This is a genomic window from Kribbella sp. NPDC051952, from assembly GCF_040680855.1.
Lineage (GTDB): Bacteria > Actinomycetota > Actinomycetes > Propionibacteriales > Kribbellaceae > Kribbella.
The window spans coordinates 102,491-129,138 of the sequence record NZ_JBFAXQ010000017.1 but is presented as its reverse complement, the minus strand read 5'-3'; the positions used below and the strand labels follow the sequence as shown (position 1 = coordinate 129,138).

34 protein-coding genes are annotated in these 26,648 nt (G+C 67.5%); 24 read left to right on the top strand and 10 right to left on the bottom strand.

Going from position 1 to position 26,648, the window contains the following annotated elements; translation table 11 throughout:
• The first annotated feature begins 106 nt into the window (after positions 1-106).
• From ettA to AB0L70_RS28390, 4 genes are all read left to right on the top strand, one after another.
• Positions 107-1,789: an energy-dependent translational throttle protein EttA gene (ettA, locus tag AB0L70_RS28405; protein ID WP_363689399.1), complete on the top strand. Its 1,683-nt coding sequence runs from the start codon at positions 107-109 to the stop codon at positions 1,787-1,789.
• Positions 1,790-1,919: 130 nt separating this feature from the next.
• Positions 1,920-2,258, top strand: a complete 339-nt coding sequence (locus AB0L70_RS28400) for a metalloregulator ArsR/SmtB family transcription factor (RefSeq protein WP_363689397.1) — start codon at positions 1,920-1,922, stop codon at positions 2,256-2,258.
• Positions 2,255-2,740, top strand: coding sequence for an SRPBCC domain-containing protein (locus AB0L70_RS28395; protein ID WP_363689395.1), 486 nt, complete (start codon positions 2,255-2,257; stop codon positions 2,738-2,740). Before AB0L70_RS28400 ends, AB0L70_RS28395 begins: the two co-directional genes overlap by 4 nt.
• Positions 2,737-3,357, top strand: a complete 621-nt coding sequence (locus AB0L70_RS28390; RefSeq protein ID WP_363689393.1) for a dihydrofolate reductase family protein — start codon at positions 2,737-2,739, stop codon at positions 3,355-3,357. The genes AB0L70_RS28395 and AB0L70_RS28390 overlap by 4 nt, the downstream gene beginning before the upstream one ends.
• Here AB0L70_RS28390 and AB0L70_RS28385 read toward each other — a convergent pair.
• Together AB0L70_RS28385 and AB0L70_RS28380 are read right to left on the bottom strand one after the other, a co-directional pair.
• Positions 3,341-4,210 (bottom strand): aminoglycoside phosphotransferase family protein, encoded by an 870-nt coding sequence (locus AB0L70_RS28385; protein ID WP_363689391.1) that lies wholly within the window; start codon positions 4,208-4,210, stop codon positions 3,341-3,343. The two genes, AB0L70_RS28390 and AB0L70_RS28385, sit on opposite strands and share 17 nt — an antisense overlap.
• Positions 4,211-4,250: 40 nt before the next feature.
• A complete protein-coding gene (locus tag AB0L70_RS28380; RefSeq protein ID WP_363689389.1) occupies positions 4,251-4,691 on the bottom strand; it encodes a MarR family transcriptional regulator in 441 nt (146 codons plus the stop codon).
• A gap of 94 nt (positions 4,692-4,785) precedes the next feature.
• Here AB0L70_RS28380 and AB0L70_RS28375 point away from each other — a divergent pair, with 94 nt between their 5' ends.
• Positions 4,786-6,153 (top strand): NAD(P)/FAD-dependent oxidoreductase, encoded by a 1,368-nt coding sequence (locus AB0L70_RS28375; RefSeq protein ID WP_363689387.1) that lies wholly within the window; start codon positions 4,786-4,788, stop codon positions 6,151-6,153.
• Between the two features lie 4 nt (positions 6,154-6,157).
• Here AB0L70_RS28375 and AB0L70_RS28370 read toward each other — a convergent pair whose 3' ends face one another.
• Positions 6,158-6,622: a MarR family transcriptional regulator gene (locus tag AB0L70_RS28370; RefSeq protein ID WP_363689385.1), complete on the bottom strand. Its 465-nt coding sequence runs from the start codon at positions 6,620-6,622 to the stop codon at positions 6,158-6,160.
• Between the two features lie 136 nt (positions 6,623-6,758).
• Between AB0L70_RS28370 and AB0L70_RS28365 the strand changes: the two genes are divergently transcribed.
• On the top strand, positions 6,759-7,334 hold the full coding sequence (locus AB0L70_RS28365) for a YceI family protein (protein WP_363689383.1): 576 nt from the start codon (positions 6,759-6,761) through the stop codon (positions 7,332-7,334).
• Between the two features lie 46 nt (positions 7,335-7,380).
• Here the strand turns inward: AB0L70_RS28365 and AB0L70_RS28360 are convergent, their stop codons facing one another.
• The gene (locus AB0L70_RS28360; protein WP_363689381.1) at positions 7,381-7,980 is read right to left on the bottom strand and encodes a TetR/AcrR family transcriptional regulator; all 600 of its coding nucleotides are present in this window, start codon (positions 7,978-7,980) and stop codon (positions 7,381-7,383) included.
• 75 nt (positions 7,981-8,055) lie between these two features.
• On the opposite strand from AB0L70_RS28360, the gene AB0L70_RS28355 reads away from it, so the two are divergent.
• From AB0L70_RS28355 to AB0L70_RS28345, 3 genes are read left to right on the top strand one after another with little or no spacing between them, the layout of a single operon-like run.
• Positions 8,056-9,201, top strand: coding sequence for an acyl-CoA dehydrogenase family protein (locus AB0L70_RS28355; RefSeq protein WP_363689379.1), 1,146 nt, complete (start codon positions 8,056-8,058; stop codon positions 9,199-9,201).
• Positions 9,202-9,223: 22 nt separating this feature from the next.
• The gene (locus tag AB0L70_RS28350; protein ID WP_363689377.1) at positions 9,224-10,444 is read left to right on the top strand and encodes an acetyl-CoA C-acetyltransferase; all 1,221 of its coding nucleotides are present in this window, start codon (positions 9,224-9,226) and stop codon (positions 10,442-10,444) included.
• Positions 10,444-11,196: an SDR family oxidoreductase gene (locus tag AB0L70_RS28345; RefSeq protein WP_363689375.1), complete on the top strand. Its 753-nt coding sequence runs from the start codon at positions 10,444-10,446 to the stop codon at positions 11,194-11,196. The genes AB0L70_RS28350 and AB0L70_RS28345 overlap by 1 nt, the downstream gene beginning before the upstream one ends.
• On the opposite strand, the gene AB0L70_RS28340 is transcribed toward AB0L70_RS28345, so the two are convergent.
• On the bottom strand, positions 11,193-11,768 hold the full coding sequence (locus AB0L70_RS28340) for a TIGR03086 family metal-binding protein (RefSeq protein WP_363689373.1): 576 nt from the start codon (positions 11,766-11,768) through the stop codon (positions 11,193-11,195). The genes AB0L70_RS28345 and AB0L70_RS28340 overlap by 4 nt on opposite strands.
• Before the next feature lie 53 nt (positions 11,769-11,821).
• Here AB0L70_RS28340 and AB0L70_RS28335 point away from each other — a divergent pair, with 53 nt between their 5' ends.
• Positions 11,822-12,793 (top strand): YafY family protein, encoded by a 972-nt coding sequence (locus AB0L70_RS28335; RefSeq protein WP_363689371.1) that lies wholly within the window; start codon positions 11,822-11,824, stop codon positions 12,791-12,793.
• On the opposite strand, the gene AB0L70_RS28330 is transcribed toward AB0L70_RS28335, so the two are convergent.
• A complete protein-coding gene (locus tag AB0L70_RS28330) occupies positions 12,784-13,299 on the bottom strand; it encodes a hypothetical protein (protein ID WP_363689369.1) in 516 nt (171 codons plus the stop codon). The two genes, AB0L70_RS28335 and AB0L70_RS28330, sit on opposite strands and share 10 nt — an antisense overlap.
• A 255-nt stretch (positions 13,300-13,554) precedes the next feature.
• Here AB0L70_RS28330 and AB0L70_RS28325 point away from each other — a divergent pair, with 255 nt between their 5' ends.
• From AB0L70_RS28325 to AB0L70_RS28315, 3 genes are all read left to right on the top strand, one after another.
• The gene (locus AB0L70_RS28325) at positions 13,555-14,463 is read left to right on the top strand and encodes a GNAT family N-acetyltransferase (protein ID WP_363689367.1); all 909 of its coding nucleotides are present in this window, start codon (positions 13,555-13,557) and stop codon (positions 14,461-14,463) included.
• Entirely contained in the window at positions 14,464-15,276 is an 813-nt protein-coding gene (locus AB0L70_RS28320; protein WP_363689365.1) for a retropepsin-like aspartic protease, read from the top strand. It begins immediately after the preceding gene.
• A gap of 92 nt (positions 15,277-15,368) precedes the next feature.
• A complete protein-coding gene (locus AB0L70_RS28315) occupies positions 15,369-16,253 on the top strand; it encodes a GNAT family N-acetyltransferase (RefSeq protein ID WP_363689363.1) in 885 nt (294 codons plus the stop codon).
• On the opposite strand, the gene AB0L70_RS28310 is transcribed toward AB0L70_RS28315, so the two are convergent.
• Both AB0L70_RS28310 and AB0L70_RS28305 read right to left on the bottom strand, forming a co-directional pair.
• Positions 16,250-16,705, bottom strand: a complete 456-nt coding sequence (locus AB0L70_RS28310) for a MaoC family dehydratase (RefSeq protein WP_363689361.1) — start codon at positions 16,703-16,705, stop codon at positions 16,250-16,252. The genes AB0L70_RS28315 and AB0L70_RS28310 overlap by 4 nt on opposite strands.
• A 49-nt stretch (positions 16,706-16,754) precedes the next feature.
• Entirely contained in the window at positions 16,755-17,510 is a 756-nt protein-coding gene (locus AB0L70_RS28305) for an SDR family oxidoreductase (RefSeq protein ID WP_363689359.1), read from the bottom strand.
• A 144-nt stretch (positions 17,511-17,654) separates the two neighbouring features.
• Here AB0L70_RS28305 and AB0L70_RS28300 point away from each other — a divergent pair, with 144 nt between their 5' ends.
• The 4 genes from AB0L70_RS28300 to AB0L70_RS28285 are packed head-to-tail and all read left to right on the top strand — an operon-like array spanning position 17,655 to position 19,336.
• The gene (locus AB0L70_RS28300) at positions 17,655-18,029 is read left to right on the top strand and encodes a thioesterase family protein (RefSeq protein WP_363689357.1); all 375 of its coding nucleotides are present in this window, start codon (positions 17,655-17,657) and stop codon (positions 18,027-18,029) included.
• A complete protein-coding gene (locus AB0L70_RS28295; RefSeq protein ID WP_363689355.1) occupies positions 18,026-18,445 on the top strand; it encodes an acyl-CoA thioesterase in 420 nt (139 codons plus the stop codon). Before AB0L70_RS28300 ends, AB0L70_RS28295 begins: the two co-directional genes overlap by 4 nt.
• Before the next feature lie 15 nt (positions 18,446-18,460).
• Positions 18,461-18,880 carry a globin gene (locus AB0L70_RS28290; RefSeq protein WP_363689353.1) on the top strand — a complete coding sequence of 140 codons (420 nt, stop codon included), beginning with the start codon at positions 18,461-18,463 and terminating at the stop codon, positions 18,878-18,880.
• Positions 18,881-18,907: 27 nt separating this feature from the next.
• Positions 18,908-19,336, top strand: coding sequence for an OsmC family protein (locus tag AB0L70_RS28285; RefSeq protein WP_363689351.1), 429 nt, complete (start codon positions 18,908-18,910; stop codon positions 19,334-19,336).
• Positions 19,337-19,397: 61 nt separating this feature from the next.
• On the opposite strand, the gene AB0L70_RS28280 is transcribed toward AB0L70_RS28285, so the two are convergent.
• The gene (locus AB0L70_RS28280; RefSeq protein ID WP_363689349.1) at positions 19,398-20,060 is read right to left on the bottom strand and encodes a mechanosensitive ion channel domain-containing protein; all 663 of its coding nucleotides are present in this window, start codon (positions 20,058-20,060) and stop codon (positions 19,398-19,400) included.
• 128 nt (positions 20,061-20,188) lie between these two features.
• Between AB0L70_RS28280 and AB0L70_RS28275 the strand changes: the two genes are divergently transcribed.
• From AB0L70_RS28275 to AB0L70_RS28245, 7 genes are all read left to right on the top strand, one after another.
• Positions 20,189-21,190 carry a hypothetical protein gene (locus AB0L70_RS28275; protein ID WP_363689347.1) on the top strand — a complete coding sequence of 334 codons (1,002 nt, stop codon included), beginning with the start codon at positions 20,189-20,191 and terminating at the stop codon, positions 21,188-21,190.
• Between the two features lie 63 nt (positions 21,191-21,253).
• Positions 21,254-23,371, top strand: coding sequence for a 4-alpha-glucanotransferase (gene malQ / locus AB0L70_RS28270; protein ID WP_363689345.1), 2,118 nt, complete (start codon positions 21,254-21,256; stop codon positions 23,369-23,371).
• Between the two features lie 116 nt (positions 23,372-23,487).
• Entirely contained in the window at positions 23,488-24,090 is a 603-nt protein-coding gene (locus AB0L70_RS28265; RefSeq protein ID WP_363689343.1) for a lytic polysaccharide monooxygenase, read from the top strand.
• A gap of 81 nt (positions 24,091-24,171) precedes the next feature.
• Positions 24,172-24,675: a hypothetical protein gene (locus AB0L70_RS28260; RefSeq protein WP_363689341.1), complete on the top strand. Its 504-nt coding sequence runs from the start codon at positions 24,172-24,174 to the stop codon at positions 24,673-24,675.
• A gap of 143 nt (positions 24,676-24,818) precedes the next feature.
• On the top strand, positions 24,819-25,100 hold the full coding sequence (locus AB0L70_RS28255) for a hypothetical protein (protein WP_363689339.1): 282 nt from the start codon (positions 24,819-24,821) through the stop codon (positions 25,098-25,100).
• A complete protein-coding gene (locus AB0L70_RS28250) occupies positions 25,087-25,488 on the top strand; it encodes a DUF5130 family protein (RefSeq protein WP_363689337.1) in 402 nt (133 codons plus the stop codon). The genes AB0L70_RS28255 and AB0L70_RS28250 overlap by 14 nt, the downstream gene beginning before the upstream one ends.
• On the top strand, positions 25,485-26,081 hold the full coding sequence (locus AB0L70_RS28245) for a GNAT family protein (protein WP_363689335.1): 597 nt from the start codon (positions 25,485-25,487) through the stop codon (positions 26,079-26,081). The genes AB0L70_RS28250 and AB0L70_RS28245 overlap by 4 nt, the downstream gene beginning before the upstream one ends.
• Here AB0L70_RS28245 and AB0L70_RS28240 read toward each other — a convergent pair.
• Entirely contained in the window at positions 26,051-26,620 is a 570-nt protein-coding gene (locus AB0L70_RS28240) for a hypothetical protein (protein ID WP_363689333.1), read from the bottom strand. The genes AB0L70_RS28245 and AB0L70_RS28240 overlap by 31 nt on opposite strands.
• Positions 26,621-26,648 lie beyond the last annotated feature (28 nt).

Genomic DNA, 26,648 nt, shown 5'->3' with positions numbered 1-26,648 from the left:
TGTCACCCGAGAACATGCACGGATCGCACCCCGCTCGCCGGGCCGACTTCGGATCTGTGGACAACCGGTTGGGATCTGCTGGGGCCGAGCACATAGGCTGTGGGATATGGCGGAATTCATCTACACGCTTCGCAACGTCCGGAAGGCGCATGGCGACAAGGTCGTTCTCGACAACGTCACGCTGAACTTCCTCACCGGCGCGAAGATCGGCGTGGTCGGGCCCAACGGCACCGGTAAGTCCTCGCTGTTCAAGATCATGGCGGGGCTCGACCAGCCCTCCAACGGTGAGGCCCGGCTGGCCGAGGACGCGACGGTCGGGATCCTGCTGCAGGAGCCGCCGCTGACCGAGGGCAAGACGGTGCTGGAGAACGTCGAGGAGGGCGTCGGCGACACCAAGCAGAAGCTCGACCGCTTCAACGAGATCTCCGCCGAGCTGGCCGATCCGGATGCGGACTACGACACGCTGCTGGCCGAGATGGGGGACCTGCAGACCGAGCTCGACCACCGCAATGCCTGGGACATCGACGCTCAGCTGGAGCAGGCGATGGACGCGCTGCGGTGCCCGCCGCCGGACGCGATCGTCGACAAGCTCTCCGGTGGTGAGCGCCGCCGGGTCGCGCTGTGCAAGCTGCTGCTGGCGCAGCCCGATCTGCTGCTGCTCGACGAGCCCACCAACCACCTGGACGCCGAGTCCGTGCAGTGGCTGGAGGCGCACCTGCAGAAGTACCCGGGCGCCGTCCTGGCGATCACCCACGACCGGTACTTCCTGGACAACGTCGCCGAGTGGATCCTGGAGCTCGACCGCGGCCGCACGTACGGGTACGAGGGGAACTACTCCAAGTACCTCGAGACCAAGCAGGAGCGGCTCGTCGTCGAAGGCCGAAAGGACGCCAAGCGGCAGAAGATCCTGGAGCGCGAGCTCGAGTGGGTCCGGTCGAACGCGAAGGGCCGCCAGTCCAAGAGCAAGGCGCGGCTGCAGCGGTACGAGGAGCTCGCCGCCGAGGCGGAGCGCGCCAAGAAGCTGGACATCGACGAGATCAACATCCCGCCGGGTCCGCGCCTGGGCGGCACAGTGCTCGAGGTCTCCAAGCTGGTGAAGGGCTTCGGCGACCGCAAGCTGATCGACGGCCTGAGCTTCTCGCTGCCGCGGGCCGGCATTGTCGGTGTCGTCGGCCCGAACGGTGTCGGAAAGTCGACGCTGTTCCGGATGATCGTCGGCGAGGAGACGCCGGATGCGGGCACGCTGAAGCTCGGCGACACGGTCAAGGTCTCGTACGTCGACCAGTCCCGCGGCGGCCTGGACCCGAAGAAGACGGTCTGGCAGCAGGTGTCCGACGAGCTCGACTACATCAAGGTCGCGAACTTCGAGATGCCGAGCCGGGCGTACGTCGCCTCGTTCGGTTTCAAGGGGCCGGACCAGCAGAAGCCGACCGGCGTACTGTCCGGCGGTGAGCGCAACCGGCTGAACCTGGCACTGACGCTGAAGATGGGCGGCAACCTGCTGCTCCTCGACGAGCCGACCAACGACCTGGACGTGGAGACTCTGCAGTCGCTCGAAGACGCGCTGCTGGAGTTCCCCGGCTGTGCCGTGGTCGTCTCCCACGACCGGTGGTTCCTGGACCGCGTCGCCACCCACATCCTGGCCTGGGAAGGCAGCGAGCAGGACCCGGCCAAGTGGTTCTGGTTCGAAGGCAACTTCGCGTCCTACGAGGCCAACAAGGTCGAGCGTCTCGGCCCCGAGGCCGCGCGTCCGCACCGCGTCACCTACCGCAAGCTCACCCGCGACTGAGCGGTCTAAGCGACCGAGCGATCTAAGCGATCCACGTAAAGGCCCCAGCTCCGCCACCGGAGCTGGGGCCTTTCACCTGCCCAATACTTTGCCCTTGCGCTAACTATTGATCCAGGCAATACTTAGCCTCATGGCACAGTATTCGGCAGAGGTGGACGGCGTCTTCGTGGCGCTCGCCGACCCGACCCGGCGCAGCGTGATCCGGCGACTCGGCCGTGGGCCGACGAGCGTGGGCGACCTCGCGGCCGGGTTCACGATGACCCTGCCGTCGTTCATGAAGCACGTCCGGACGCTGGAGTCGAACGGCCTGATCCGCACGGTCAAGGTCGGCCGGGTGCGGACCTGTGAGCTGAATCGCGAGCGACTGGCGCTCGTGGACGACTGGCTCGCCGAGCAGCGGCGGATCTGGACCGACCGCACTGACCGGCTGGAGCGTTTCGTCACCGAATCCGTGGAGGAAGAATCGTGAGTCGTTTTGATCCGGAGTTCGATCTGACCGTGGAGCGCGTCATTCGAGCGCCTCGGGAGACTGTCTGGAAGGCGTGGACCGACCCGGGGAGGTTCGCGCAGTGGTGGGTGCCCTCGCCGGCGGTGTGCCGGGTCGAGCGGCTGGACATTCGTCCGGGCGGCGCGATGGTGACGCTGATGAGCGATGACGGGACGCGCTTCGTTCCGCACCTGGACGCGGTCGTGCTGGTGGCCGACGAGCTGGAGCGGATCGTGTTCAGCAACGCGATCGACAGCAATTGGCGGCCCGTGGCGGCCAACCCGATCGCGATGGCGGCGGAGGTCACGCTGGCCGATCACGCGGACGGGACCGACTACCGGATCGTCGTCCGGCATCCCGATTCCGAGACTCGGGCCCGGCATGCGGAGCTCGGGTTCGCCGATGGCTGGGGCTCGGTCACCAAGCAACTCGCCGAGGTCGCCGAGGGCGAGGTAGCGCTGTGAAGCTGGTGCTGACGGAGTTCGTGACGCTGGATGGGGTGAGCCAAGGGCCGGGGTCGCCGACCGAGGACACGAGCGACGGGTTCACCCGTGGCGGCTGGCTGGTGCCGTTCGTCGACGAGGCGTTCGTACGGCGGACCTCTGAGTGGCTCCAGCTCGCGGACGGCCTGCTGTTCGGCCGACGTACGTACGACGCCTTCGCCCGGGACTGGCCGCAGATCACCGACCCCGACGATCCGTTCACCGAGCGAATGAACTCGCTACCGAAGTACGTCGTGAGCAGCACCCTGGATGAAGGCAGCTGGCATCCCACGACCGTTCTCCGAACCCTCGATGCTGTTGAAGAGTTGAAGAAGCAGGCGGGTAACGAGCTGCAGATCCAGGGTAGTGCGCGGCTCGGCGACGCGTTGCTGCGGGCCGGTCTGGTGGATCTGGTCCGGCTGGTGATTGCGCCGACGGTGATCGGCGCGGGACGGCGCTTGTTCGAGCACCCGGGTGACACCGCGGGACTGCGGCTGGCGAGCCAGGAGGCGACGCCGAGCGGTCTGCTGCTGCTCGAGTACGAGACCGTCGGCGCCGCTCCGGTAGCGGAGTACGAAGGCGTCAGCGCGTTTGTGTGAGGTGGTCGTCGAGCACGCGCTCGATGACCGGAAAGTCCTTGGTGATCAAGGCTTTCCAGAGGGTCCAGCCGCGGGCTCGGGCCCAGGTCGCCGCGTCCTGCGAGACCGCCGTACGGAAGGTTTCGCGGGACGAGCCGGCGAAGAACGTGTAGGCGATGACGAGATCGCAGGCCGGGTCGCCGACGCCGGAAGTGCCGAAGTCGATGACGGCGGAGAGCCGGCCGTTCTGGACCAGTAGGTTGCCGCTGGCGATGTCGCCATGGAACCAGACCGGTGGCCGGTCCCAGGAGGTCGCAAGCGCGGCGTCCCAGACCTCGCGGGCCAGGTTGGTGTCGATCTGGCCCTCGAGTTCGGCGAGGGCGGCCACGGTCTCGTCGTGGTAGTGCGAGGGTGGCGCGCCCCGATAGAACGAGTGGGCGCCGGCGAGCGGCCCGTCCGTGGCGTCGACGCTCTGCAGGGCGAGGATGAACTCGGCGATCGAGCGCGCGAAGTCATCGAGGTCGGCAACGCTCTCCATTGACGCGGTCTCGCCGTCGATCCAGCGGCGGATCGCCCACGGGTACGGGTAGCCCTCGCCCGGTGCGCCCTTCGCCACTGCCTCGGGAATCTCCACCGGCAAAGAAGGCGCCAAGACCGGAAGCCACTGGTGTTCCTTATCGATCGCTGCCGTATAGCCCTCGGCGGTTGGCAGGCGCGCGGTCAGATCCCTGCCCAGGCGGTACGTGCGGTTGTCCCAGCCGTCGATCTTGACCGGTGTCACCGGCAGCTCGGCCCACTGCGGGAACTGCTGGGCGAGCAGGCGCTGTACCAAGGCAGCGTCGATCCCGGCACGACCATCATGAAAATCCGTCACGGCAGAAGGTTCACGGATCCGGGCGCCGGCCTCAAACCCTTTAGCTCCCGGCTTCAGCGACGGAGTCCTTGAGGAACTCCGAGATCGTCTCCAGCTCCGCGACCGAGCGGCGCGCCAGTACGCCGTACATCCGGGCGCCCTGCTCGGCGTACAGCGGGACCAGCTTCTGCTGGATCGCCTCCAGGGACGGCGTGACGACGACCTTGCGGCGATCGTCCGGGTCGGCCTCGCGGGTGATGAAACCGTGCGATTCCAGCCGGTCGATGACGCCGGTGACCGTGCCGGAGGTCAGGCCGGTGTGCTCGGCGAGCTGGCGCGGGGTGAGCGGCCCGTACGCCTGCAGCAGCGTCATGAATTGGGAGTCGCTCGCGCCCAGGCCCACCTTCGCGGACACCGCGTGGTTGTAGAGCACCACCTCGGCGATGAACCGGATCATCCGCTGCTGGATCTCGCCGGCGAGCTCTTCTCGGGAACTGGTCATGGTTCACCTCAGCATAGGGCTTGCATTTCTCTCGGATCTCCAAGATACTCGGAATACCGAGATACTTGAACAACCGAGATACATGGAGCTGGCGATGAAGGTATTGGTGATCGGTGGCGGGACCGGTGGGCTCGCGTTGGCGCACGGTCTGAAGCGAGCGGGGATCGGCGTGACCGTGTTCGAGCGGGACGCGCTGCGCACGGACGGCCTGCACGGCTATCGGGTCGGCATCGACCCCGATGGGAGCCGGGCGCTGAATGCGCTGCTGCCGAAAGAGCTGTACGACACGTTCGTGGCGACCAAGGCTCGCGACCCGAAGTACTTCAACATGCTGACCGAGGACCTCAAGGAGGTCCTGGCGATGGAGATCCCGGCATCGACCGATCCGGTCGAGAGCGAGAAGTCGATCAGCCGGATGACGTTGCGCCAGGTCCTGCTGACAGGCCTCGACGACGTGGTCGAGTTCGGCAAGGAGTTCACCCGCTTCGAGCAGCACGGCGACCAGGTGACGGCGTACTTCGCGGACGGTACGCACGCCACCGGTGATCTGCTCGTCGCCGCCGACGGCTCCGGATCACGCGTACGGCGTCAGTACCTGCCGGAAGCCAAGACCGAGGAGACCGGGATCATCGCGATCGCCGGGAAGCTCCCGATCACCGCCGAGAGCGCGAAACTCGTGTCGCCTAAGGTGTTCGAAGGGATCACGATCGTCTCCGCGCCACGAGGACTCGCCTGCATCCTGCACGTGATGGAGTTCCAGTGGGATCGCGACGGCCAGGTCAAGGCCGGGATCGGTGGCAACACCGAGGAGCTGATCCGGCGCTGGCCAGGCCTGCAGTTCGACAACACCCGCGACTACATGAACTGGGGCTTGTCGGCGACCAAGGACAAGCTGCCGGCGAACATCATGGAGCTACGCGGTCAGGACCTGATCGACGCGGCCCTCGAGCTGACGCCGGGCTGGCATCCGAACCTGCGCCGCCTGTTCGAGCTGACCGATCCGGGCACTTGCTTCCCGGTGAACATCTGGACCTCGGTCCCGGTCGAGCCCTGGGAGACGACGAACGTCACCCTGCTCGGTGACGCGATTCACACCATGACGCCCGGTCGTGGCGTGGGCGCGAACACGGCCTTGCGGGATGCGGTGAACCTCTGTCGCAAGCTGATCGACGTACGCGATGGCCGGGAGGAGTTGCTTCCCGCGGTGCATGAGTACGAGGCGAAGATGATCGAGTACGGCTTCGACGCGGTGCTGAAGTCGCGGGCCCAGATGACGTCCGACGACCCGGTGCACAAGCCGGTGATCGGCCGGCTGGCTTTGGCCGGGATGCGTACGGCGATGCGCACCGTCAACCACGTACCACCGCTGAAGCGGCGGATGCGCGACTCGATGATGGCCTACCGCGGCGCGAACCGGGATGAGCTGACGCTCGAGATCACGTCAGCCCAACCCAGCCGATGATCGATCAGTGCTGCCCGATGTGCTCGGAGACGGCGTCGAACACGCGCCCGACGGCAGCGAAGTCGTCCGGTGTCGCCAGGTCGACGAGGTTCTCCCGAACTCCTTCGACGTGGTACGGCGCGGCCTGCTCGAGCAGCGCGAATCCGGGCTCGGTCAGCTCGGCCCAGACGCCGCGCTTGTCGCTCGTGCACGACGTACGCCGGACCAGGTCGGCGGCCTCGAGCCGGCCGACGGTGTGGGTCAGCCGGGAGCGGCTCTGGTGCAGCCGGTCGGCCAGATCGGCCATCCGGAGCCGCCGGTCCGGCGATTCCGACAGCCGGACCAGGATCTCGTAGTCGTTGATTCCAATGCCGAACCGGCGAAGGTCGTCGTCCAGCGTGGCCATCAGGCGTGCGGTCCCCAGCAGGTAGGCCCGCCAGGCCACCTGCTGCTCGGCGTCGAGCCACCGGGTCTCAGTCGTCGTCGTCACGGCACCAGTGTACCGGGAATGTAGTTGACTTTTAAACTGTTAATGCCTACTGTCGTCGCCAGAGGTTGAAATTTTAACTGACTACCTCCGGCTGCGTCGCCCCCGACCAGTAGACAGACATTCCCGAGAGGAACTCATGAGCGAGACCGTTACCACCGGCACCACCCCGACCAGCACGATCCCCGGTCTGGTCGCCGGTACCTATGCGATCGACACGGCGCACACCGAGATCGGCTTCACCGTCCGGCACCTGATGACCAAGGTCCGCGGCACCTTCCAGGAGTTCGGCGGCGAGATCGTCGTCAAGGACTCCCTCGAGGAGTCGGCCGCGAGCGTGACCGTCGAGCTGGGCTCCGTCCACACGCGCAGCGAGCAGCGCGACGGGCACCTGCGCTCCGGTGACTTCTTCGACGCCGAGAACAGCCCGAAGATGACGTTCGCCAGCACCGCCCTCAAGCCGGAGGGTGACGACTACGTCCTCGCCGGCGAGCTGACCATCAAGAACGTGACCAAGCCGATCGAGCTCGCGGTCGAGTTCCTCGGCGTGGACCAGAACGCCTACGGCCAGAAGATCATCGGCTTCGAGGCTTCGGCGTCGATCAGCCGCAAGGACTGGGGCATCGACTTCAACGTGCCGCTCGAGGGTGGCAAGCTGCTGATCGGTGACAAGGTGGACATCCACCTCGACGTCCAGGCCGCGCTGCAGGTCTGATCGCAGTACACACAAGGAACCCCGCACCAGGTGGTGCGGGGTTCCTTCATGCCTGGACCATTCGTTCGGCCAGGTCCGCATAGAGCTTGCCCAGTGCTGCCGGGTCGCCGCGGTGCGGTGTGTACCACCGGGCCACATCGATGGAGAGCGACAGTACGGCGAGAGTCGTGCCAGGCAGATCGCTGACCGCAAAACTGCCATCGCGTACGCCGTCAGCCAGCACCTGCTCGATCTGCGCGGAAATGGCCCGCCGGATCGTCGCCACCTCGGCCAGGTGGTCCGGCGTCAGAGCGGCCAGCTCGTACTGCACGACGCGAGCAATCGTGTGGTGCTCGGCATGCCAGGCCGTGAAGGCCGCGACGAGTGAGCGGAGCCGGTCTGCCGGAGTCGGGCCGCTGTCGGCCGATCGCAGTACCTCGAGGGCTGCTTTGTGGCCGTACAGACTGATCTCGAAGAGCAGGCGTTCCTTGGACGGGTAGTGCACGTACAGCGCGGCCGGACTCATCCCAGCGCGGGACGCGATGTCGCGGGTCGTGGTGGCCTGGAAACCGCGCTCGGCGAACGCGTCGACCGCGCCGGTCAGCAGCCGGCGGGCCGCGGCCGGCTGGACATGCTCCCAAACCAGGAGACTGGTGACTGCGGACACGTTGACACCATGCACCGAACGAGTGAAGCTAAGCAAGCGCTTAGCCAGAGATCTCACTACTCGGGGGAGGCCCCTATGGAGCGCGTCATCTTCAACGAGGATCACCACGCATTCCGGGCCAGTGCCAAGGAGTACTGCGACCGCTCGCTGGTGCCGCGGATGGAGCAGTTCCTCGAAGAGAAGACGATCGACCGGGCTGCCTGGCTCGAGGCCGGCAAGCAGGGTTTCCTCGGCCTGGACGTGCCGGAGGAGTACGGCGGTTCCAGCGTCGGCGACTACCGCTTCAACCAGGTGTTCGCCGAGGAGGTCTCGAAGGTCTCCGCGTCGCTGTCGAGCTGCTTCGGCATCCACTTCGACTGCGTCGCGCCGTACTTCGTCGACCTCGGCACCGAGGAGCAGAAGCAGCGCTGGCTGCCGAAGTTCTGCTCCGGTGAGTACGTCGCCGCGATCGCGATGACCGAGCCTTCGGGTGGATCCGACCTCGCCGCGCTCAAGACCACCGCGAAGAAGGCCGACGGCGGCTGGGTGCTGAACGGCTCGAAGACCTTCATCACCAACGGCGACATGGCCGATCTGGTCATCGTCGCCGCCCGGACCAGCCCGGAGAAGGGCGCGAAGGGCATCACGCTGTTCGTGGTCGAGGAGGGTATGGAGGGCTTCTCCCGCGGGCGGAAGCTGGACAAGGTCGGCCAGACCGAGTCCGGTACGTCGGAGCTGTTCTTCGAGGACCTGTTCATCGCCGACGACAACGTGCTCGGCGAGGTCGACCGCGGCTTCATCCACATGATGGAGCGGCTGGCCCAGGAGCGCGTCGGCGCCGCCGTCTCGAACATCGCGCACGCGACCCAGATCCTGGACGAGACCGTCGAGTACGTGAAGCAGCGCAAGGCGTTCGGCCAGTCGGTCGGCTCGTTCCAGTACAACAAGTTCCTGATCGCCGAGCTGGTCACGAAGGCCGAGGTCACCCAGGCGTACGTCGACAACGCGGTGGTCGCGCACGACGAGGACCGGCTGTCCGCCGTGGATGCGGCGAAGGTGAAGTGGTGGAGCGCCCACGTGCAGAACGAGATTCTGGACGCGTGTGTCCAGCTGCACGGCGGCTACGGGTACATGAACGAGTACCGGGTCGCGCGCGCCTGGCGGGACGCCCGGGTGACGAAGATCTGGGCCGGCTCGAACGAGATCATGAAGGAACTCATCGGCCGCGACTTGGGCCTGTGACAAGGCCTAGAGAGGAACAGCTGTGCCTGAAGCAGTGATCGTGTCCACGGCCCGTTCGCCGATCGGCCGCGCGTACAAGGGATCGATGACCACGATCCGGCCGGATGACCTCGCCGTACAGATGATCAAGGCGGCGGTCGACAAGGTCGGGCTGACCGGCGACCAGATCGAGGACCTCGCGCTCGGGTGTGCGGAGCCGCACGACGAGCACGGCGGCAACATGGCCCGCCGGGTGGCGATCCAGCTCGGCTGGGACAACACGCCGGCGACGACGGTCAACCGGTTCTGCGCGTCGTCGACGCAGACCGCGCGGATGGCCTTCCACGCGATCAAGTCCGGGGAGGGCGACATCTTCGTCAGCGCCGGGGTCGAGTGTGTGTCCCGGTACAAGAACTTCGGTTCCGCGGGCGTCGGTGACCCGAGCTCGTTCAACCAGGTCTTCACCGACGCGGTCGCGCGGACCGAGAAGTACGCCGAGACCAACGACATCTGGCACGACCCGCGCGAGGACGGGCAGATCCCGGACGTGTACATCGCGATGGGCCAGACGGCGGAGAACGTGGCCACGCTCAAGGGCATCACCCGGGCCGAGCAGGACGCGTTCGGCGTCCGCTCGCAGAACCTGGCCGAGAAGGCGATCGGCAACGGCTTCTTCGAGCGCGAGATCGTCCCCGTGACGCTGCCGGACGGGACCGTGATCAGCAAGGACGACGGACCGCGGGCGGGGACCACGCTCGAAGGTGTGAGCGGCCTGAAGCCGGTGTTCCGGCCGGACGGCACGGTCACCGCAGGCAACTGCTGCCCGCTGAACGACGGTGCCGCGGCGGTCGTGATCATGAGCGACACCAAGGCCCGCGAGCTCGGTCTCACCCCGCTGGCGCGGATCGTGTCGACCGGCGTCAGCGGTCTGTCGCCGGAGATCATGGGCCTCGGTCCGATCGAGGCGTCGAAGCAGGCGCTGGCCCGGGCCGGGATGAGCATCAACGACATCGACCTGGTCGAGATCAACGAGGCGTTCGCGGTCCAGGTGATCGGCTCGGCGCGCGAGCTCGGCATCGACGAGGACAAGCTGAACGTGCACGGCGGCGCGATCGCGCTCGGGCACCCATTCGGTTCGACCGGTGCGCGGATCATGACCACGCTCGTGAACGGGCTGCAGTTCGAGGACAAGCAGTTCGGGCTCGAGACGATGTGTGTCGGGGGTGGCCAGGGCATGGCCGTCGTACTCGAGCGCCTGAGCTGATGGGCCTCGAGAACCGTACGGCGATCGTCACCGGAGCCTCCCGGGGGATCGGGCTGGCGATCGCGCAGCGCCTGGTGGCCGATGGCGCTCGGGTGGTGATCACCGGCCGCACCCAGGAGACGCTCGACCAGGCGGTCGAGTCCCTCGGTGGTCGGAAGCACGCGCTCGCGGTGGCAGGCAATGCGGCGGACCCCACGCACCGGGGCACGGTCGTGGCTGCAGCGGTGGCGACGTACGGGTCGGTGGATCTGCTGGTGAACAACACCGGCATCAACCCGATCTACGGCAAGCTGCTCGACGTCGACCAGACCGTCGCGGCCAAGATGGTCGACACCAACGTGCTCGCCGCGATCGCGTGGGTGAAGGCCTGCCGCGACGCCTGGATGCGCGAGCACGGTGGCGCGATCGTCAACGTGTCCTCGCTGGCCGGTCTCTCGCCGTCGCCGGGCATCGGCTGGTACGGCGCGACCAAGGCGATGCTGTCCCGGGTCACCCAGGAGTTGGCGGTCGAGCTGGCTCCGGAGATCCGGGTCAACGCGGTGGCTCCGGCGGTGGTGAAGACCAAGTTCGCCGGAGCCCTCTACGAAGGACGTGAGGACAAGGTCGCGTCGACGTACCCCTTGCGTCGGTTGGGCCGGCCGGAGGACGTGGCCTCGCTGGTGTGGTTCCTGCTGTCCGACGAGGCGTCCTGGATCACCGGCCAGACCATCACCATCGACGGCGGCCTCACTCTCAACAACGGAATCGTCTAAGGCCGGCGACCCTGCCACCCGGCCAGCTGGTCGTACGGCGAAGCGGTGTCCGCGACGGGCACGACCGGGCCGAACGGGACATGCCCGCCGCGCTGATCGGCCGGGATGAACTGACGCACGAGCGGCAGGCTGTACTCGGCCAGTGAGTCGTCCAGCAGGTCGGTCCGGTTGGTCGCCTTGGCCAGATCCCACGAGTGCGTGGTGAGCTCGCCGGTGTAGGCAGCGATCGCGGCTGCTCCGGGCACCGTGGCCCAGGGGAGCGTGCAGATCTGCGTGAGCACCGCGTCGTTCGCCAGCGTGCTGTCGACCTTCGTACGGCGTTCCTTCCAGGTGCCCGGGAAGTCGTCGACGCCCTCGGTGACCGTTGGCAGGTCCAACGGGTTGCCGCCGGTGAGGCCGAGCTCGATCCGGCCGACGACCGTCATCAGGTGGCCGAGCAGGGTGCGAACGTCGTACTCCGGGCAGGGGGTCGGCAGGGTGAGTTCGTCGGCGCCGACGGTGTCGATCAGCGCCTGGGTCTGGTCCAGGGCGAGCACGAGCATCGGGCGAGGGTCGTTCGCGAAGTTGTTCATGGAGACAGCTTCGCGGGGTATATGAGACATCCTTTGTCGTATATCTTCGGAGGGTGCGAGCGGACCGGTTGTTGCAGATCATCCTGCTGTTACAGCGGCATCCGCGCCTGAGTGCGCGGGAGCTGGCTGAGCGGCTGGAGGTCTCGACGCGCACTGTCATGCGTGACATGGAGGCGTTGTCGGCGGCCGGCGTACCCGTCTACACCGAGCGCGGCCGCAACGGCGGGTGTGTGTTGCTGCCGGGGTATCGGGCTGATGTGAGTGGGCTGACGCCGCGGGAGGCGCAGGCGTTGTTCGCGTGGTCGGGGCGGGCTGCCTTGTCGGAGGAGCTCGGGCTGCGGGACGCGCTGCAGTCGGCCATGGGGAAGTTGTCGTCGACGTTGCCGCTTGCCCTGCAGGACGATGCTGATGCGTTGTCTGGCGCGATCGTGGTGGATCGGCGGCGGTGGTTCGCTGAGGCCGAAGACCACGGCGCGCTGCCGGTGTTGCGGCAGGCGGTGGTGGCGCAGCGTCGCGTGCGACTGCGGTATGCGTCGGCCAGTGCGGGACTGCAGAGTCGGACGGTCGATCCGTGGGGACTGGTCGAGCAGGCGGGGCGTTGGTACTTGGTCGCAGCCCATCGTGGGGCGGCGCGGATGTATCGGGTGTCGCGCGTCGAGCAGGTGGATGTGCTGGAGGAGACCGCCGTACGGCCGGAGGGGCTGGACGTACGCGCGGAGTGGGAGCGGCTGCGGTCCGGGCTCGAGCAGAACATGCCGGTCGGTGTCGACGTACTGGTGCGGATACGGCCGGACCGGGTCGAGATGGTGCGGCGGATCGCGACACCGATGCTGGCCAAGGGGTCCACCGCGCGCGACGTGCCGAGCGACGACGAGTGGCCGCACGTGCGTCTGCACTTCCGGGTCAGGGAAGCCGCGTGTGGGGTGTTGCTCGGGTTTGCGGGCGATGTCGAGGTGCTGGAGCCGGCTGAGCTGCGGTCCCGGATGTTGGAGCTCGCCGAGGCCGCCGTTGCGGTTTACCGCTGACGCTGGGCGTCGAAGGTCTGGCGGAGGATCGGTCCGTCCTCGTTGCGCCAGTGGAAGCTGGTGGCGGTGAGGTCGCTGAAAGTCCAACTGGTGTTGGCAGTCTGCGACGTCAGGGTGATCGTTTCGTCGGTCGCGTGCGCGATGAACGGCATCACGAACGCGGCCTTCGGACCCATCCAGGTGGAACGGAAGGCCTTCAGTTCAGGGTCGTAGATGCGGATCGACAGGCCCCATTCGCCGTCGCCGTCAGTCGCCCGGGCAGCCCGGCTCGGGGTGATCCAGATGTCGGCGACCGCACGGCCGTCGAGGGCCCAGGCGAAGTGCCATTCGCCTTGGGTCTGCCGGGTGACTTCGCCGTTCTCGTCGTACCAGCGGACGTCGAGATCCCAGCTGCCGATGAGTGGGGCGAAGGGCTGGAACGCTTCGGCGAAGTCCGGGCGGGGTGCGTCGGAGACCATCAAGCCGGCGAGAACCTGAGCGGCTTGGGCACCATCGGTAATCTGCATAAGGCCCATTTACTCCTGACGCCATCCAAGGGTCAAGAGTGAAAGTCGGACGCCCCGCCGCCGGTGACCACGTCGTGTCCCAGCACGATGGCACTTCCGGCGGTCGGGGCGATCAGTCCAACAGCACCGGGCAACTCTAGTGCCAGTCCACCGCACAGCAGAATCACAGGACGCGCGCAGGCGTTGCGATCACGTTGCTGTTGTCCTTTGATAATGCGTGGCGTCTCGAAGACGCCCTGGCTAGGGTCCGGGAGCATGATGAGACGGGTGAAGATCCGGGCGGCGGTCGGGGATGACGCCGAGGGTGTGGCGGCAGTCCGGCGGGCCGTCTATTCGTACAAGAGCATGTCGCCGGCGTCGGCCCGGCACATGATCACCGTGTCCGCGCCGGAGGAGCGGTTCCTCCCGCTGGTCGCCGAGGTCGATGACACCGTCGTCGCCTGGGGCTCGGCCGGGCTGAACGTCTGGACGAGCGAGCCTGGTCAGAGTGATCTGTCGATCTACGTGCATCCCCAACATCGCAAGCAGGGCATCGGTACGGCGCTCGCCGATCGGCTGCACCAGCACCTGACCGAGGTCGGCGCGATCCGGGTACGCGCGTTCGTGCATCCCGACGGCCTCGACTTCGCCCGGAACCTCGGGTACGACGGAACCCGCCGGCTGCACTACGCCGGCGTCGACGTCCGGTCGCTGCCACCGCAACCGCAGACCCCGGAGGGCATCGAGCTCGTCACGTTGGACCAGGTCGATCCGCGGCAGGCGTACACCGCCGACTCGATCGCGTCACTGGACGAGCCGAGTGACTCGCCGCTGGACGCGATCGCGTACGACCGTTGGCTGGAGGAGACCTGGCAGTCGCCCGGAATGGACAAGGCGCTCAGTGTCGCCGCGATGGCCGGTGACGAGATGGTCTGTTTCACCGTGATCGAGACCGACGGCGACCGGGCCTGGTCGGGCATGACCGGCACGATTCCGTCGTACCGGGGTCGCGGGCTGGCGAAGCTGGTCAAGTCCGTCGCCCTCCGACGGGCCGCCGCGGCCGGGATCACCCACGCCTACACCTCCAACGACGACGAGAACGGGCCGATGCTTGCCATCAACAACTGGCTTGGGTACGAGCGCGTCGAGACCGAGCTCGCGCTACTGCTGACGCTGGCGGGCTAGATGGCGGCAGCGGTCACCGTCGGCTTCGACCGGGTGCAGCACCTCGTCCGGGTCCACGTGATGCTCGGTGGGACGCCGTACCGCTTCCTCGTCGATACCGGGATCGGCCTGACCGTGGTCTCCTCGGCGGTCGCGCGGCGAGCCGTCGAGATCGGGGAGACGTTCACCGGGCGGCGGATGTCGGGGCAGTCAATCGAGACGCCACTGGTGCGGTTGCCGCTGGCCGAGCTCGGTGACTATCGGCTCGACGAGCACGTCGCGGGCGTCGCCGACCTCGGGGCCAGTGGCGGTCCGAACGGGTTCGACGGGATCCTCGGACCCGGCTTCTTCGAGCACCATGCGGTCACGACCGACCCGGACGCGGAGACGCTGACCGTGCAGCCGCGGGAGAGCTTCCAGGCGGACGGTCCGGAAGTGCCCCTCGACGTACGGCGTGAGTCGGTGTCGGCGGATCCGTTCGCCCAGCTGGTGTTGCCGAGCGGGCGGGAGATCTGCGTCGAGGTGGACAGCGGATCGGACAGCCTGATCCTCGACACCAGGTTCGCGGCCGACTGCGAGGTCGAGCTCGATGGTCCGGGCGTGGAGACGCGGACCGGGACCGACGAGACGGGCCACAACTGGACCCGGCACTGGGTCACGATCCCGGGCGATGTGCATCTTGTTGCAGCGCCGGAGACCGCTCAGGCCTCGCCACGGGTCCAGTTCCAGGGCATCATTCATGACGGTTTGGTCGGCGCGAGTTACCTCGACCGCTACCGGATGACCTTCGACGTAACGGGTTCTCGCCTGGTTCTCGCGGCCCGGTCACGCTGAGATCGAGCTGTAATCGGTTTCTCATCTGGTCTGCACCTGAATACGGTTATGGTCCGGGGGACTTGCTGGATGGGGGTTCGCGAGGAGATCGCATGGAGATCAGGGCGGCCGAAACAGGGGATGTAGAAGGCGCGATCGCGTTGCACGAGGCCAACGCGGCGTACCTGGTCGTGACGCGAGGGGCGCTGACTCGCAAGCTGGCGGTGCCGGCGGTTCCGGGGAGCGGAACGTTCGCCGCGGTGGACTCCGGTGAGGTGGTCGGGTGGGCGTCGACCGCGCTGATCGCTGGGTCGGATCCGCTGGACGGGCAGCTACGGGTGCTGGTCCGGCCGGACCACCGGCGCCGGGGCATCGGGGCCAAGTTGCTGGAGGCAACGCATGCCGACCTTCGGGCGGCCGGGGCAACCAGTGCGCGGGTGTTCGCCGATCCCGGGTCGGTGCAGTGGGCGGCGAGCTGGGGCTACCGGCAGACCCGGCAGGTGCACTACGCGGGCATCGATCCGCGGAAGGCGCCGGCCATCCCGGAGGTGCCGACCGGCGTCGAGCTGGTCCCGCTGGTGGAGGTCGACCCACGGAAGCTGTACGCGGCCGATGAAGTTGCCCAGCGCACCAAGCCGGGGGATGCCAAGATCACCTCCCGGCCGTACGAGGACTGGCTGGCCGACATCTGGGAGTCGCCGAACATGGTCCTCGACCTGAGCGTCGCGGCCCTGTACCAGGACGAGATCGTCGCGTTCACCCTGGGCCGCGGCGATCACACCCGGATCTGGTCCCAGATGACCGCGACGATGCCGGAGTACCGCGGCCGCGGCCTGGCCAAGCTGGTCAAGTCGGCCGCCCTGCATCGCGCCCGCGAAGCCGGCGTCCAGGGCGCCTACACCGCCAACTACGACGGCAACACCCCGATGATCGCCGTCAACGAATGGCTGGGCTACGACCGCGTGGCCACCCACGCGGTCATCATCTGCCCGCTCTAAGGAACCAGCAGTACGACGGTTTCGGCGACGCAGGCCGGTTTGGTCGAGTTCTCGAGCTCGATCACCCAGTTGAGGGAGACCTGGATACCGGCCGGGGTCTCGACGGCGTTGGCGATCGAGGCGCCGGCGCGGATGCGGCTGCCGACCGGGACGGGCGACGGGAAGCGGACCTTGTTGACGCCGTAGTTGAGCTTGGCGGTGACTCCGTTGATGGACAACAGCTCTTCACCGAAGCGCGCGATCAGGCTCAGGGTGAGGTAGCCGTGGGCGATGGTTCCGCCGTACGGGCCCTGCTTGGCGCGCTCGACGTCGACGTGGATCCACTGGTGGTCCCCGGTGGCGTCGGCGAACGTGTTCACCTGCTCCTGGGTGATCTCCAGCCAGTCGGTCTCGCCCAGTTGGGTGCCGACGGCATGCACGACCTCGTCGACACCGGTGAACGTCTGCGGCATTCGCTGCTCCTCTAGTGCGGTGTCCAGTTCCGGGGTCTAGTTCCGGGGTCTAGTTCCGGGGTCCGCCGGCGACGTACAGGACCTGACCCGAGACGAAGCCAGCCTCTTCGCTGCAGAAGAACGAGGCCGCGGCGGCGATGTCCTCCGGCTTGCCGGTCCGGTTCACCGGGATGGTCGCCGCCGTCGCCTTCTTGAACTCCTCGAAGTCGACTCCCACCCGGGCCGCGGTGGCCGCGGTCATGTCGGTCTCGATGAACCCGGGTGCGATCGCGTTCGCGGTGACGCCGAACTTGCCCAGCTCGATCGCCAGCGTCTTGGCCAGGCCCTGCAGACCGGCCTTCGCCGACGCGTAGTTCGCCTGGCCGCGGTTGCCCAGTGCCGAGGTGGAGGACAGGAAGACCATCCGGCCGTAGCCGGCGTCGACCATGTGCGCCTGGCAGGCCTTCGACATCAGGAAGCTGCCGCGCAGGTGGACCGACATGACCGTGTCCCAGTCGTCCTCGGACATCTTGAACAGCAGGTTGTCCCGCAGTACGCCGGCGTTGTTCACCAGGATCGTCGGTGCGCCGAGCTCGGCGACCACCCGTGCGACCGCGGCCGTGACCTGGTCGGACTTGCTCACATCGCAGCCGACCGCGATCGCCGTACCGCCGGCGTCGGTGATCGCCTTCACGGTGCCGGCGCAGGCGCCCTCGTCGAGGTCGAGGACGGCGACCGCGTTCCCGTCCGCGGCAAGCCGCTGCGCGACGGCCGCGCCGATTCCCCGGGCGGACCCGGTCACGATCGCCACTCGCTGCTCGCTCATCGCCCACTACTCCTTCGGTCCCGTGCTGTTGCCGGAGATGACATTACCCACGCTCTGTCACCCCGGCAGTACCGTGGATGCGATGATCGCCGTGTGGATCATCACAACCGCCATGTTTACTACTGTCCGCTCCGGTGGGGGGACATGGATGCCTTGGGCCACGTGAACAACGGCCGGTATGTCGATTACCTCCAAGACGCCCGTGTGGACTTCCTGTTCCGGACCGCCAAGGATCTCGGTGCCGACAACCTGGAGACCGGTCTGCTGGTCGCGCGGCACGAGGTGCAGTACCGCGCCCCGCTGCACTTCCGGGCCGAGCCGGTCCGGATCGAGCTGTGGATCAGCGAGATCAAGGCCGCGTCGTTCACCGTGGACTACGAGATCCTGGACGCCGAACCCGAGCGGACCACGTACGTCGAGGCGCGGACCCGGCTCGTCCCGTTCGACTTCGCCGCCAACCGCCTCCGCCGGATCACCCCGGTCGAACGCGAGGCCCTGTCGAAGCTGGTGGGCGCATGAGCTTCACGCATCCGGTCCTGGTCCGCTGGTCGGACATCGACTCGTACGACCACGTCAACAACGTCCGGTACTTCGACTACCTGCAGGAAGCCCGGATCGCGTTCCTGGCCGAGGTTCTCGGCACGCCGGCCGACCCGTTCTCCCAGCACCCGTGTGTCCTGGTCAGCCAGACGATCGACTATCTGCGCCCGATCCTGCTCCGGCATCCGCCGTACGACGTCGACGTCTGGGTGGACGCCGTCGGTACGTCGTCGTACACCCTCGGCTCGTGCATCGTCGACCGCAGCGGCGAGAGCGACGACGTGTACGCGAAAGCGGTCTCGGTGATCGTCGCCGTCGACCCGGAAACCCACGCCAAACGACCACTCTCAGACCCCGAAAGAGCAGCCCTGCTGAAGCACGTTGTGACGACTTGAGAGACTAGATCCGACATGACTGAGCAGCAGAGCTTCTATGACGCCGTCGGTGGGGCGGATGCCTTCCACCGGTTGGTGGCGGCGTTCTACCGCGGTGTGGCCGCCGACCCCGAACTACGCGCGCTGTACCCGGAGGAGGACCTCGGTCCGGCCGAGGTGCGCTTCCGGATGTTCCTGGAGCAGTACTGGGGTGGCCCCAAGACGTACTCCGAGCAGCGCGGACACCCGCGGCTGCGGATGCGGCACGCCCCGTTCGCCGTTACCCCGAGCGCCCGGGACAAGTGGCTCGGCCACATGCGCACCGCGCTGGACGAGCTCGCCCTGACACCTGAACAGGACGAGCAGATCTGGACCTACATGGTGATGGCGGCGCACAGCATGGTGAACACCGACGAACCGAACTACCCGGGCGCGATCGACGTGTCCGGCGCCTGAACCTCTCTCTAAGGAGACAACACGAGCATGGCAACCACGCGCACGGCCAAGGCCCACTGGGAAGGCTCGCTGATGGAGGGCGCCGGGCAGGTCGCCCTGGAGTCGTCCGGTGTCGGCACCTACGACGTGACCTGGGCCTCCCGGGCGAACGACGCGAACGGCAAGACCAGCCCCGAAGAGCTGATCGCCGCCGCGCACTCGACCTGCTTCTCGATGGCGCTGTCCCACGCCCTGGCCGGTGCCGGCAACGCGCCGGAGTCGATCGACACCCAGGCCGACGTCACCTTCCAGCCTGGCGAAGGCATCACCGGCATCAAGCTCTCCGTCAACGGCAAGGTCCCCGGCCTCACCGCCGACGAGTTCGCCGAGTTCGCCGAAGGCGCCAAGAAGAACTGCCCCGTCTCCCAGGCTCTCTCGGCCGTCCCGATCACCCTGGACGTAACCTTCACCGCCTGACCTGAGCCAACCATCGCGTCCGGTGCCCCTCCATGGGTCACCGGACGCGCTGGTTTACGGGTCAGCCCTCGTGGGTCACGGTGTCGTCTTCGGTGCGTTCGGTGGCGCTGCCTACGCCGGAGGAGGCGTTGCTGTTGGGGTCTCGGGTGGTGAGGTTGCCGACCCGGAGGACCTCGCCGTTGCGGACGTACCAGGTTGTGCCGTCCTCGCCGCGCAACGTCGTGATCCGCAGGCCGACCGCGACCACGACCCCGGTCGCCTTCTCCATGTCGATCAGGTCGCCGACGCCGTACTGGTCCTCGAAGATCATGAACACGCCGGCCAGGAAGTCCTTCACCAGCGTCTGCGCACCGAAGCCGAGCGCGACGCCGATGATGCTCGCGGACGCGATCACCGGCAGGATGTTGAATCCCAGCTCAGCGAGCACCATCACCACCAGTACGGCGCTCAGCACGATCGTGACCACGCTGGACAGCAGGGAAGCGATCGTCTCGGCGCGCTGCGTCCGGCGCTCGGTGGCCAAGGTGTTCTCGACGAAGCCCTGGCCGATCTTCGCCTTCGACAGGACCCCGGCGACGGCGCCGTTCCCGGTCCGGCGGGCGAACCGGCGGATCACCTTGTGCAGCACCCAGCGCAGCACGAAGAAACCGATGATCAGGCCGACGATCCGGGCCGGGACCACGATGATCTGGTCGGTCACCTCCAGCTTCCCGTCGTTACCCATCCGGAAGAACGTCGGAAAGGCCTCGGGAAGCGAAAACAGGGGGTGACTGACTGCGGACAGAAGGTAGCTGGTCAGAATAGGCATCTCGCCGCCCGATCTTAGTGAGTCCGACAAGGGGAGACGACTGCATGCCGAGCCGGCTGGATGACGAGTTGTCCAGACTCGTGAGCGCTGGTGTGCTGCGCCAGTACCAGGCCGACTCGATCCGGGACGCGGCGAACGCGGAGATCGACGCGGTGCTGGCGGACCCTGGACGGCCGCAGCCGAAGCCCGCGGCCCAGGAGCCGCCGGCCAAGCCCCGGACGCCGCAGCCAAGCACGCATTCGAACGCCCTGATCGAGGTCCTCGGCTACATCGGCGGCGCCCTGCTGCTCGGCGCGGTCGCACTGCTCACCCTCGCCAACTGGGGCGAGATGGGGCGGGCAGCGCGCATCAGCACCGGTACGAGCGCCGCGATCATCCTGCTCGGCGCATCCGTCGTACTCGCGCTGTTGCGCGGCCGTGGACAGCTCAGCTCGGCCCTCGCGTCGCTGGGCTGTTGTGTGGCCGGCTTCGCCACGTACGTCGCGATCGAAGGGGAGACCGGCCGGGTCGCCGGGGTGGCGGTCGCACTCGCCCTGGTCGCCGCCGGACTGTGGTGGCTGGCCGGGTCGTCGTTGCTAGTGGCAACTTTTGGGATCCTCGCGGTCGGTGTGTTGGTGATCACGGCAGATGTCCTGACTCCGGACACGGGGTCGGCCGCCAACAGCGCGGGCATCGCCGGGACCGGGTTCATCGTGGTCGCGTTCGTCTTCGGGATGCTCGGCCTGGTCCGGGACCAGGTGACCGCGTGGTCACTGGCCGGGGCGGCGATGTTCAGTTCGTCGATCTGCTGGCTGGTCCAGGAGCGTGGCGAAATCATGGCGCTGGCCGTCGGTACGGCGGGTCCGGCCGCACTCCTGGTCGCGTACGGTCGCCGGCGGCATTCGGCGTACGCCGTGGTTGCCTGCGCGATCCTGTTGGTGATCTGGCCGACCGCGCTGTACCAGCTCACCGACAACATGGGTGGCGTGGCGATCGGGCTGGTCGTCGCGAGTGCTGTGCTGCTGGTCGCCGTACTGATCCTCAGTCGCCGCCGCTCGAATGAGTAACACTGTGCCAGTAACACGCGCTGCATTGCGCGTTGTCGGTACTCATACGGCAGACTCGCTGAGGTGACTGCTCCCACTGCGGCCCTTGTCGAGCTGGCGGTTGCCCATGGCGTGGCGACGGAGTACTGGAACTGGCAGGGCGAGCATGTGATCGTCCCCAGTGAGGTTGTGTCCGCAGTACTCGCGGCACTCGGTGTGGACGCGTCGACACCGGACCGGGCCGCCGATGCGCTGGCCGAGCACCAGCAGGACCGCTGGCGTCGTACGCTGCCCGCCACTGTGGTGATGCGGGCGGGCTGGACGCCGTGGTTCGCCGTACACGTGCCGCATGGGTCCTCAGTTGAGGTCTGGGTCGATCTGGAAGACGGCGGTCAGCGGCGGGACATTCCGCAGCAGGAGCACCTGGTCGAGCCGCAGTGGGTCGACGGTGTGCAGATCGGTGAGGCGACGTTCCAGCTGCCGGGCGATCTGCCGCTCGGGTACCACCGGCTGTGTGCGCGCGTCGGGACCAGTCCGGAGATCTCCGTCAGCACGCTGATCGTGACGCCGCGCAAGCTGCAGCCGGAGAAGCTGCACCGCACCTGGGGCTGGGTCCTGCAGTTGTACTCGGTTCGCTCGCGCAGGTCCTGGGGGATCGGTGACCTGCACGACCTCGCCGACATCGCCGCCTGGTCAGCACACGACCTGGGTGCCGGCTTCGTCCTGGTCAACCCACTGCACGCTGCGGAGACGGCCGGCCGGATGGAGCCATCGCCGTACCTCCCGGCCTCGCGGCGCTTCAGCAACCCCATCTACCTCCGCATCGAGGACATCGACGAGTACGGCGACCTCGCGCCGGCCGAGCGGGATCGGGTCCGGGCTCTCAGCCTGCAGACCCGCGCACTGAGCGAGGACGCGAACGCACTGGACCGGGACACGGTCTGGGCGGCCAAGCGCGAGGCGCTGCAGGTTCTGTTCGGCGTCCGGCCGTCGATCGGCCGGATCGCGGAGTACGGCGCCTACTGTGACCGCGAGAGCCAAGGCCTGATCGATTTCGCCACCTGGGCCGCGATCGCGGACGTGCACGGGCCGGAGTGGAGCAAGTGGCCCGAGGAGCTGAGGGAACCGGGCGCACCAGCCGTTGTTGCCTTCCGCAACGAGAACCCGGACGCGGTGGAGTTCCACTGCTGGCTGCAGTGGCAGCTGGACGAGCAGCTCGCGCGGACCCAGTCGCGGGCGAAGGCGGCCGGCATGTCGCTGGGCGTCGTACACGATCTGGCTGTCGGCGTACATCCGGACGGTGCGGACGCGTGGGCGCTGCAGAGTGTGCTGGCGCAGGGCATCCACGTCGGTGCACCGCCGGATGCGTTCAACCAACAGGGGCAGGACTGGTCGCAGCCGCCGTGGCGTCCGAACGCGCTGGCCGAGACCGGGTACGCCGCTTGGCGGGACCTGGTCCGGGCGGAGATGCGGCACGGTGGTGGGCTGCGGATCGACCACATCCTCGGCATGTTCCGGCTCTGGTGGGTGACGTCGCCGGAGCGGCCGACCGAGGGCACCTATGTGCGCTACGACCACGAGGCGCTCATCGGCATCCTCGTCCTCGAGGCGACGCGCGCAGGGGTGACGGTGATCGGTGAGGACCTCGGCACGGTCGAGCCGTGGGTGCGCGACTACCTGACCGAGCGCGGCATCCTCGGTACGTCGGTGCTGTGGTTCGAGCGGGATCCACAAGGCAATCCGCTCGCCCCGGAGTTGTGGCGCGAGCTTTGCCTGGCAACCGTCACCACTCACGACCTCCCGCCGACAGCCGGCTACCTGGCCGGTGACCACGTCGAGCTGCGCAACCGGCTCGGCCTTCTGACCAGACCGGTCGCCGAAGAGCTCGCAGTGGACGAGGCCGAGCGTGACTCGTGGCTGAACGCATTGCGCGAGCGGCATCTGCTCCGGAACACCGATGGCGACGTCGAGCGCATCGTCGAGGCACTGCATCAGTACGTCGCGCACACACCGGCCAAGCTGGTTGGCGTCGCACTCACGGATGCCGTGGGGGAGCGTCGTACGCAGAACCAGCCGGGGACCACCGATGAGTACCCGAACTGGCGAGTGCCGCTCGGTGGGCCGGACGGGCAGCCGGTGATGGTCGAGGACCTTCCGAACAACCACCGACTCCGACGATTGATCGGCGCACTCAACATTTAGTAGTCAGGCGCTCACGAACGGTTGACAATAGATTTGAACGGTTGTTTTCTATTGGTCAACAAGAAGGCGCCTTCCTTCGCTGTCTCACCGCCCCAACAGTTGAAGGAGAACTTCGCATGCTGCTGCGCAATCGCAAGTTCAGCCTGTTCGGAATGGCCGCCGGTGCGCTCGCGCTGATGGTCAGCACGTCCGTTCCGTTGGCGTACGGGCACGGGTACACGACGACGCCGATCAGTCGCGCCAAGCACTGCGCGAACGGCACTGTCCAGAACTGCGGCGCGATCCAGTGGGAACCGCAGAGCACCGAAGGGCCGAAGGGCTTCCCGGCGCTGGGCCCTTCCGACGGCCTGCTGTGTTCGGCCGGCCTGTCGCAGTTCCATGAGCTGGACGACCAGCGCGGGGGAGCCTGGCCGGCGACCCAGTTGACGGCCGGGGCCGCCTACACGTTCAGCTGGCATCTGACCGCCGCGCACGCCACGACCGACTTCAAGTACTACATGACCAAGCAGGGCTGGGATCAGAACGCACCGCTGACCCGTTCGGCGCTCGATCTGAACCCGTTCCTGACCGTGGACATGGACGGCACGCGGCCGCCGAGCGACGTCTCGCACCCCGGAACGCTGCCGAGCGGCCGGACCGGACGGCACATGATCCTGGCGGTCTGGACCATCGAGGACACCGGCAACGCCTTCTATCAGTGCTCGGACGTTAATTTCTGATTCAACCGCACGTTTCGTGAATAACTTTCTTGGGAAGTGCACTCCTTGAAATAACCGCCCCATATTTCAAGGAGTGTCCCCATGAAGTCCGTACTCCGACGTGTCCTCATCCCCGTGGTCGCCGTACTGGCCGGCCTGCTGCCCGGTGTGGTGGCGGTCGAGCAGGCGTCCGCGCTGACCAAGATGACGCACTCGCAGGCGACCGCGATCTTCTCGGCCGCCGGTATCACCTGGTCGTCCAGCGGCAACTGCTCCGACTGGAACAACTCGACCTGTACGTCGTTCACCAACATCAACGACTCGACCGTGTACGGCGTCCGCACGCTGCGGCAGTCGAGTGGGTGCGCGATCCGGATCACCGGTGGGACCGAGACCGGCCACGCGAGTGGTACCTACAGCCACCGCAACGGGTACAAGGTCGACGTCGCGATCACCACGTGTGTCACCAACTACGTCCACAACAACTTCACCCGCATCGCCGACCGCGGCGACGGCTACCCCCAGTGGCGGTCGGGCGCCGGCAACATCTACGCCAACGAAGGCAACCACTGGGACATCACGTACTACAACTGCGGCGGCTGCTAAGAGCAAAAGACCAAAGAGCCGCGCTTCGCGCGGGTTGTGGTGGGAAGCAACTGCGGCGGTTGCTGAGGTTCTTGTAGGACGGGACTGCCCCAGGGTGGAGGCCCTGGGGCGGGCTCGGGTGGGGGAGTACTAGGCTTCGGGGCGTGATCACTGAAGTTTCTGGGCACACCGTGTTGGTGTTTGTCGGGATACCGGTGCTGGTGGCGTCCGTGCTGGCGTTGCTGGTGTTCGCGTCGTCCATCGCGCAGGGGCCGCGGTACCGGCCAGGTCTGTCCTGGTGGGCTCCGCCGGTCTGGATCAACGGTCCGACGGTGACCAAGCCCGACCCGGCCAACCTGCCTGAGCTGCCCGCCGGTCCGACGACCACCGCGACCGCCGGTGCCGGCGTCGCCCGTACGACCGGAGGCGCAAGTGCCAGCTGGTGACGCATTCACCCCGGACCAGCTCTACGACCTCGAGAAGGCGGTCCGGCACGCCGAGGAGGTCTCCGGCCTGCACTTCTCCGTGTACGTCGGTGGCGCGGACTCCGAGACCCGTCCGTTCGCCCTGGAGCTGCTGAACGAGCTGGACGACCCGGACCACACCGTCCTGGTGTACGTCGACCCCGCCGGCCGCCGGCTGGAGATCGTCACCGGCCCGGAGGCCAAGCGGCAGCTGTCGGACACCGCGGCCGGTCTGGCCGCGCTGACCATGCAGACGTCGTTCGCCGCCGGTGACCTCACCGGTGGCCTCGTCACCGGTGTCCAGCAGCTCGGCACGCACGCGCACCAGCCGCCGCTGCTGCACCACGCGAACGAACCGCACAAGCAGTGACCCAGGCCCTGCCGCCACACCGCATCGAGTTGGACGACGTCGTACTGCGTCCGTTCGTCGCGACTGACGAAGCGGCAGTGGCCGAAGCGATGCGGGACCCGGACATCCTCCGCTGGACCGCGGGTACGGCGGTCATCCGCACGCCCGCGGACCAGCGAGCCCGGGTTTGGCTGGAGCCGCGCATCAACGGCTGGTTGCGTGGCAACGCAGTGTTCGCCGTCGCGGACGCCGCAACGGACTACGTGCTCGCCACTGTGTCGATCCGCGACGTGAACCGGGTCCCGGATCAGGCGGTCGTCGCGTACTGGGTCAGCCCGGCCGCCCGCGGCCGCCGGCTCGCGGCCCGTGCACTCGACGCGGCTGCCAGCTGGGCGCTCGCACCCGACGGTCTCCGCCTACATCGGCTGTCGCTGGACCACTCACTCGTCAACGAGGGCTCGTGCCGCGTCGCCGTACGCGCAGGGTTCCGGCTGGAGGGCACCATGCGCGACTACTACGTCGAGCCCTCGGGCGAGCGCCATGACTCGCATCTGCACGCCCGGCTGGCGACAGATGCGGTGGATCAGCCGCCTGGAGCCGCAGCAGGCTCGTAGGTGGGGCAGGCCGGGTTGGCGTACGCACGCTGGGTCTTCGGCGCCAAGCATAAGTTGAGCATCTGCTCTGCTGTCTTCCCAGGGCCCAGGTAGACCACCCAGGTATTGACGACCGGAGCAAACGAGCTGTCCGCGACCCCCGGGTACTGCCCGTTCACCAGCATCGCCCGAGCGGGTACGCCGGCCTTGATCAGCCTCACCGCGGCACCCTTCGCGAGCTGGCTCGCGTCCATGCCGGCATCCGTCGGGTACTTGTCCAGCACCGCGATCCACTGCCCCCGCTTGAACACCGGTGACTCCGCACCCGTGTTCACCGGCGGCGGAGTCGTCGGTGCGACCTTCGGGGCCACCTTCGACGACTGCGGGTTGCGGTCCGCCTTGTTGGTGGTCGCGTCATCGGTCGCCACCGGCACCGACGGCGCCGCCGCACCGGCGTCCAGGCCCGTGCCTAGCCGCAGCCCGTCACCGCTCTCCGACGAGGTCGGCGATCCCTTGGTCAGGATGAACGCGAACACCGCGGCCAGCGCGGCCACCGCCACGACAAGCGCTCCGATCGCGCTGTGGGAC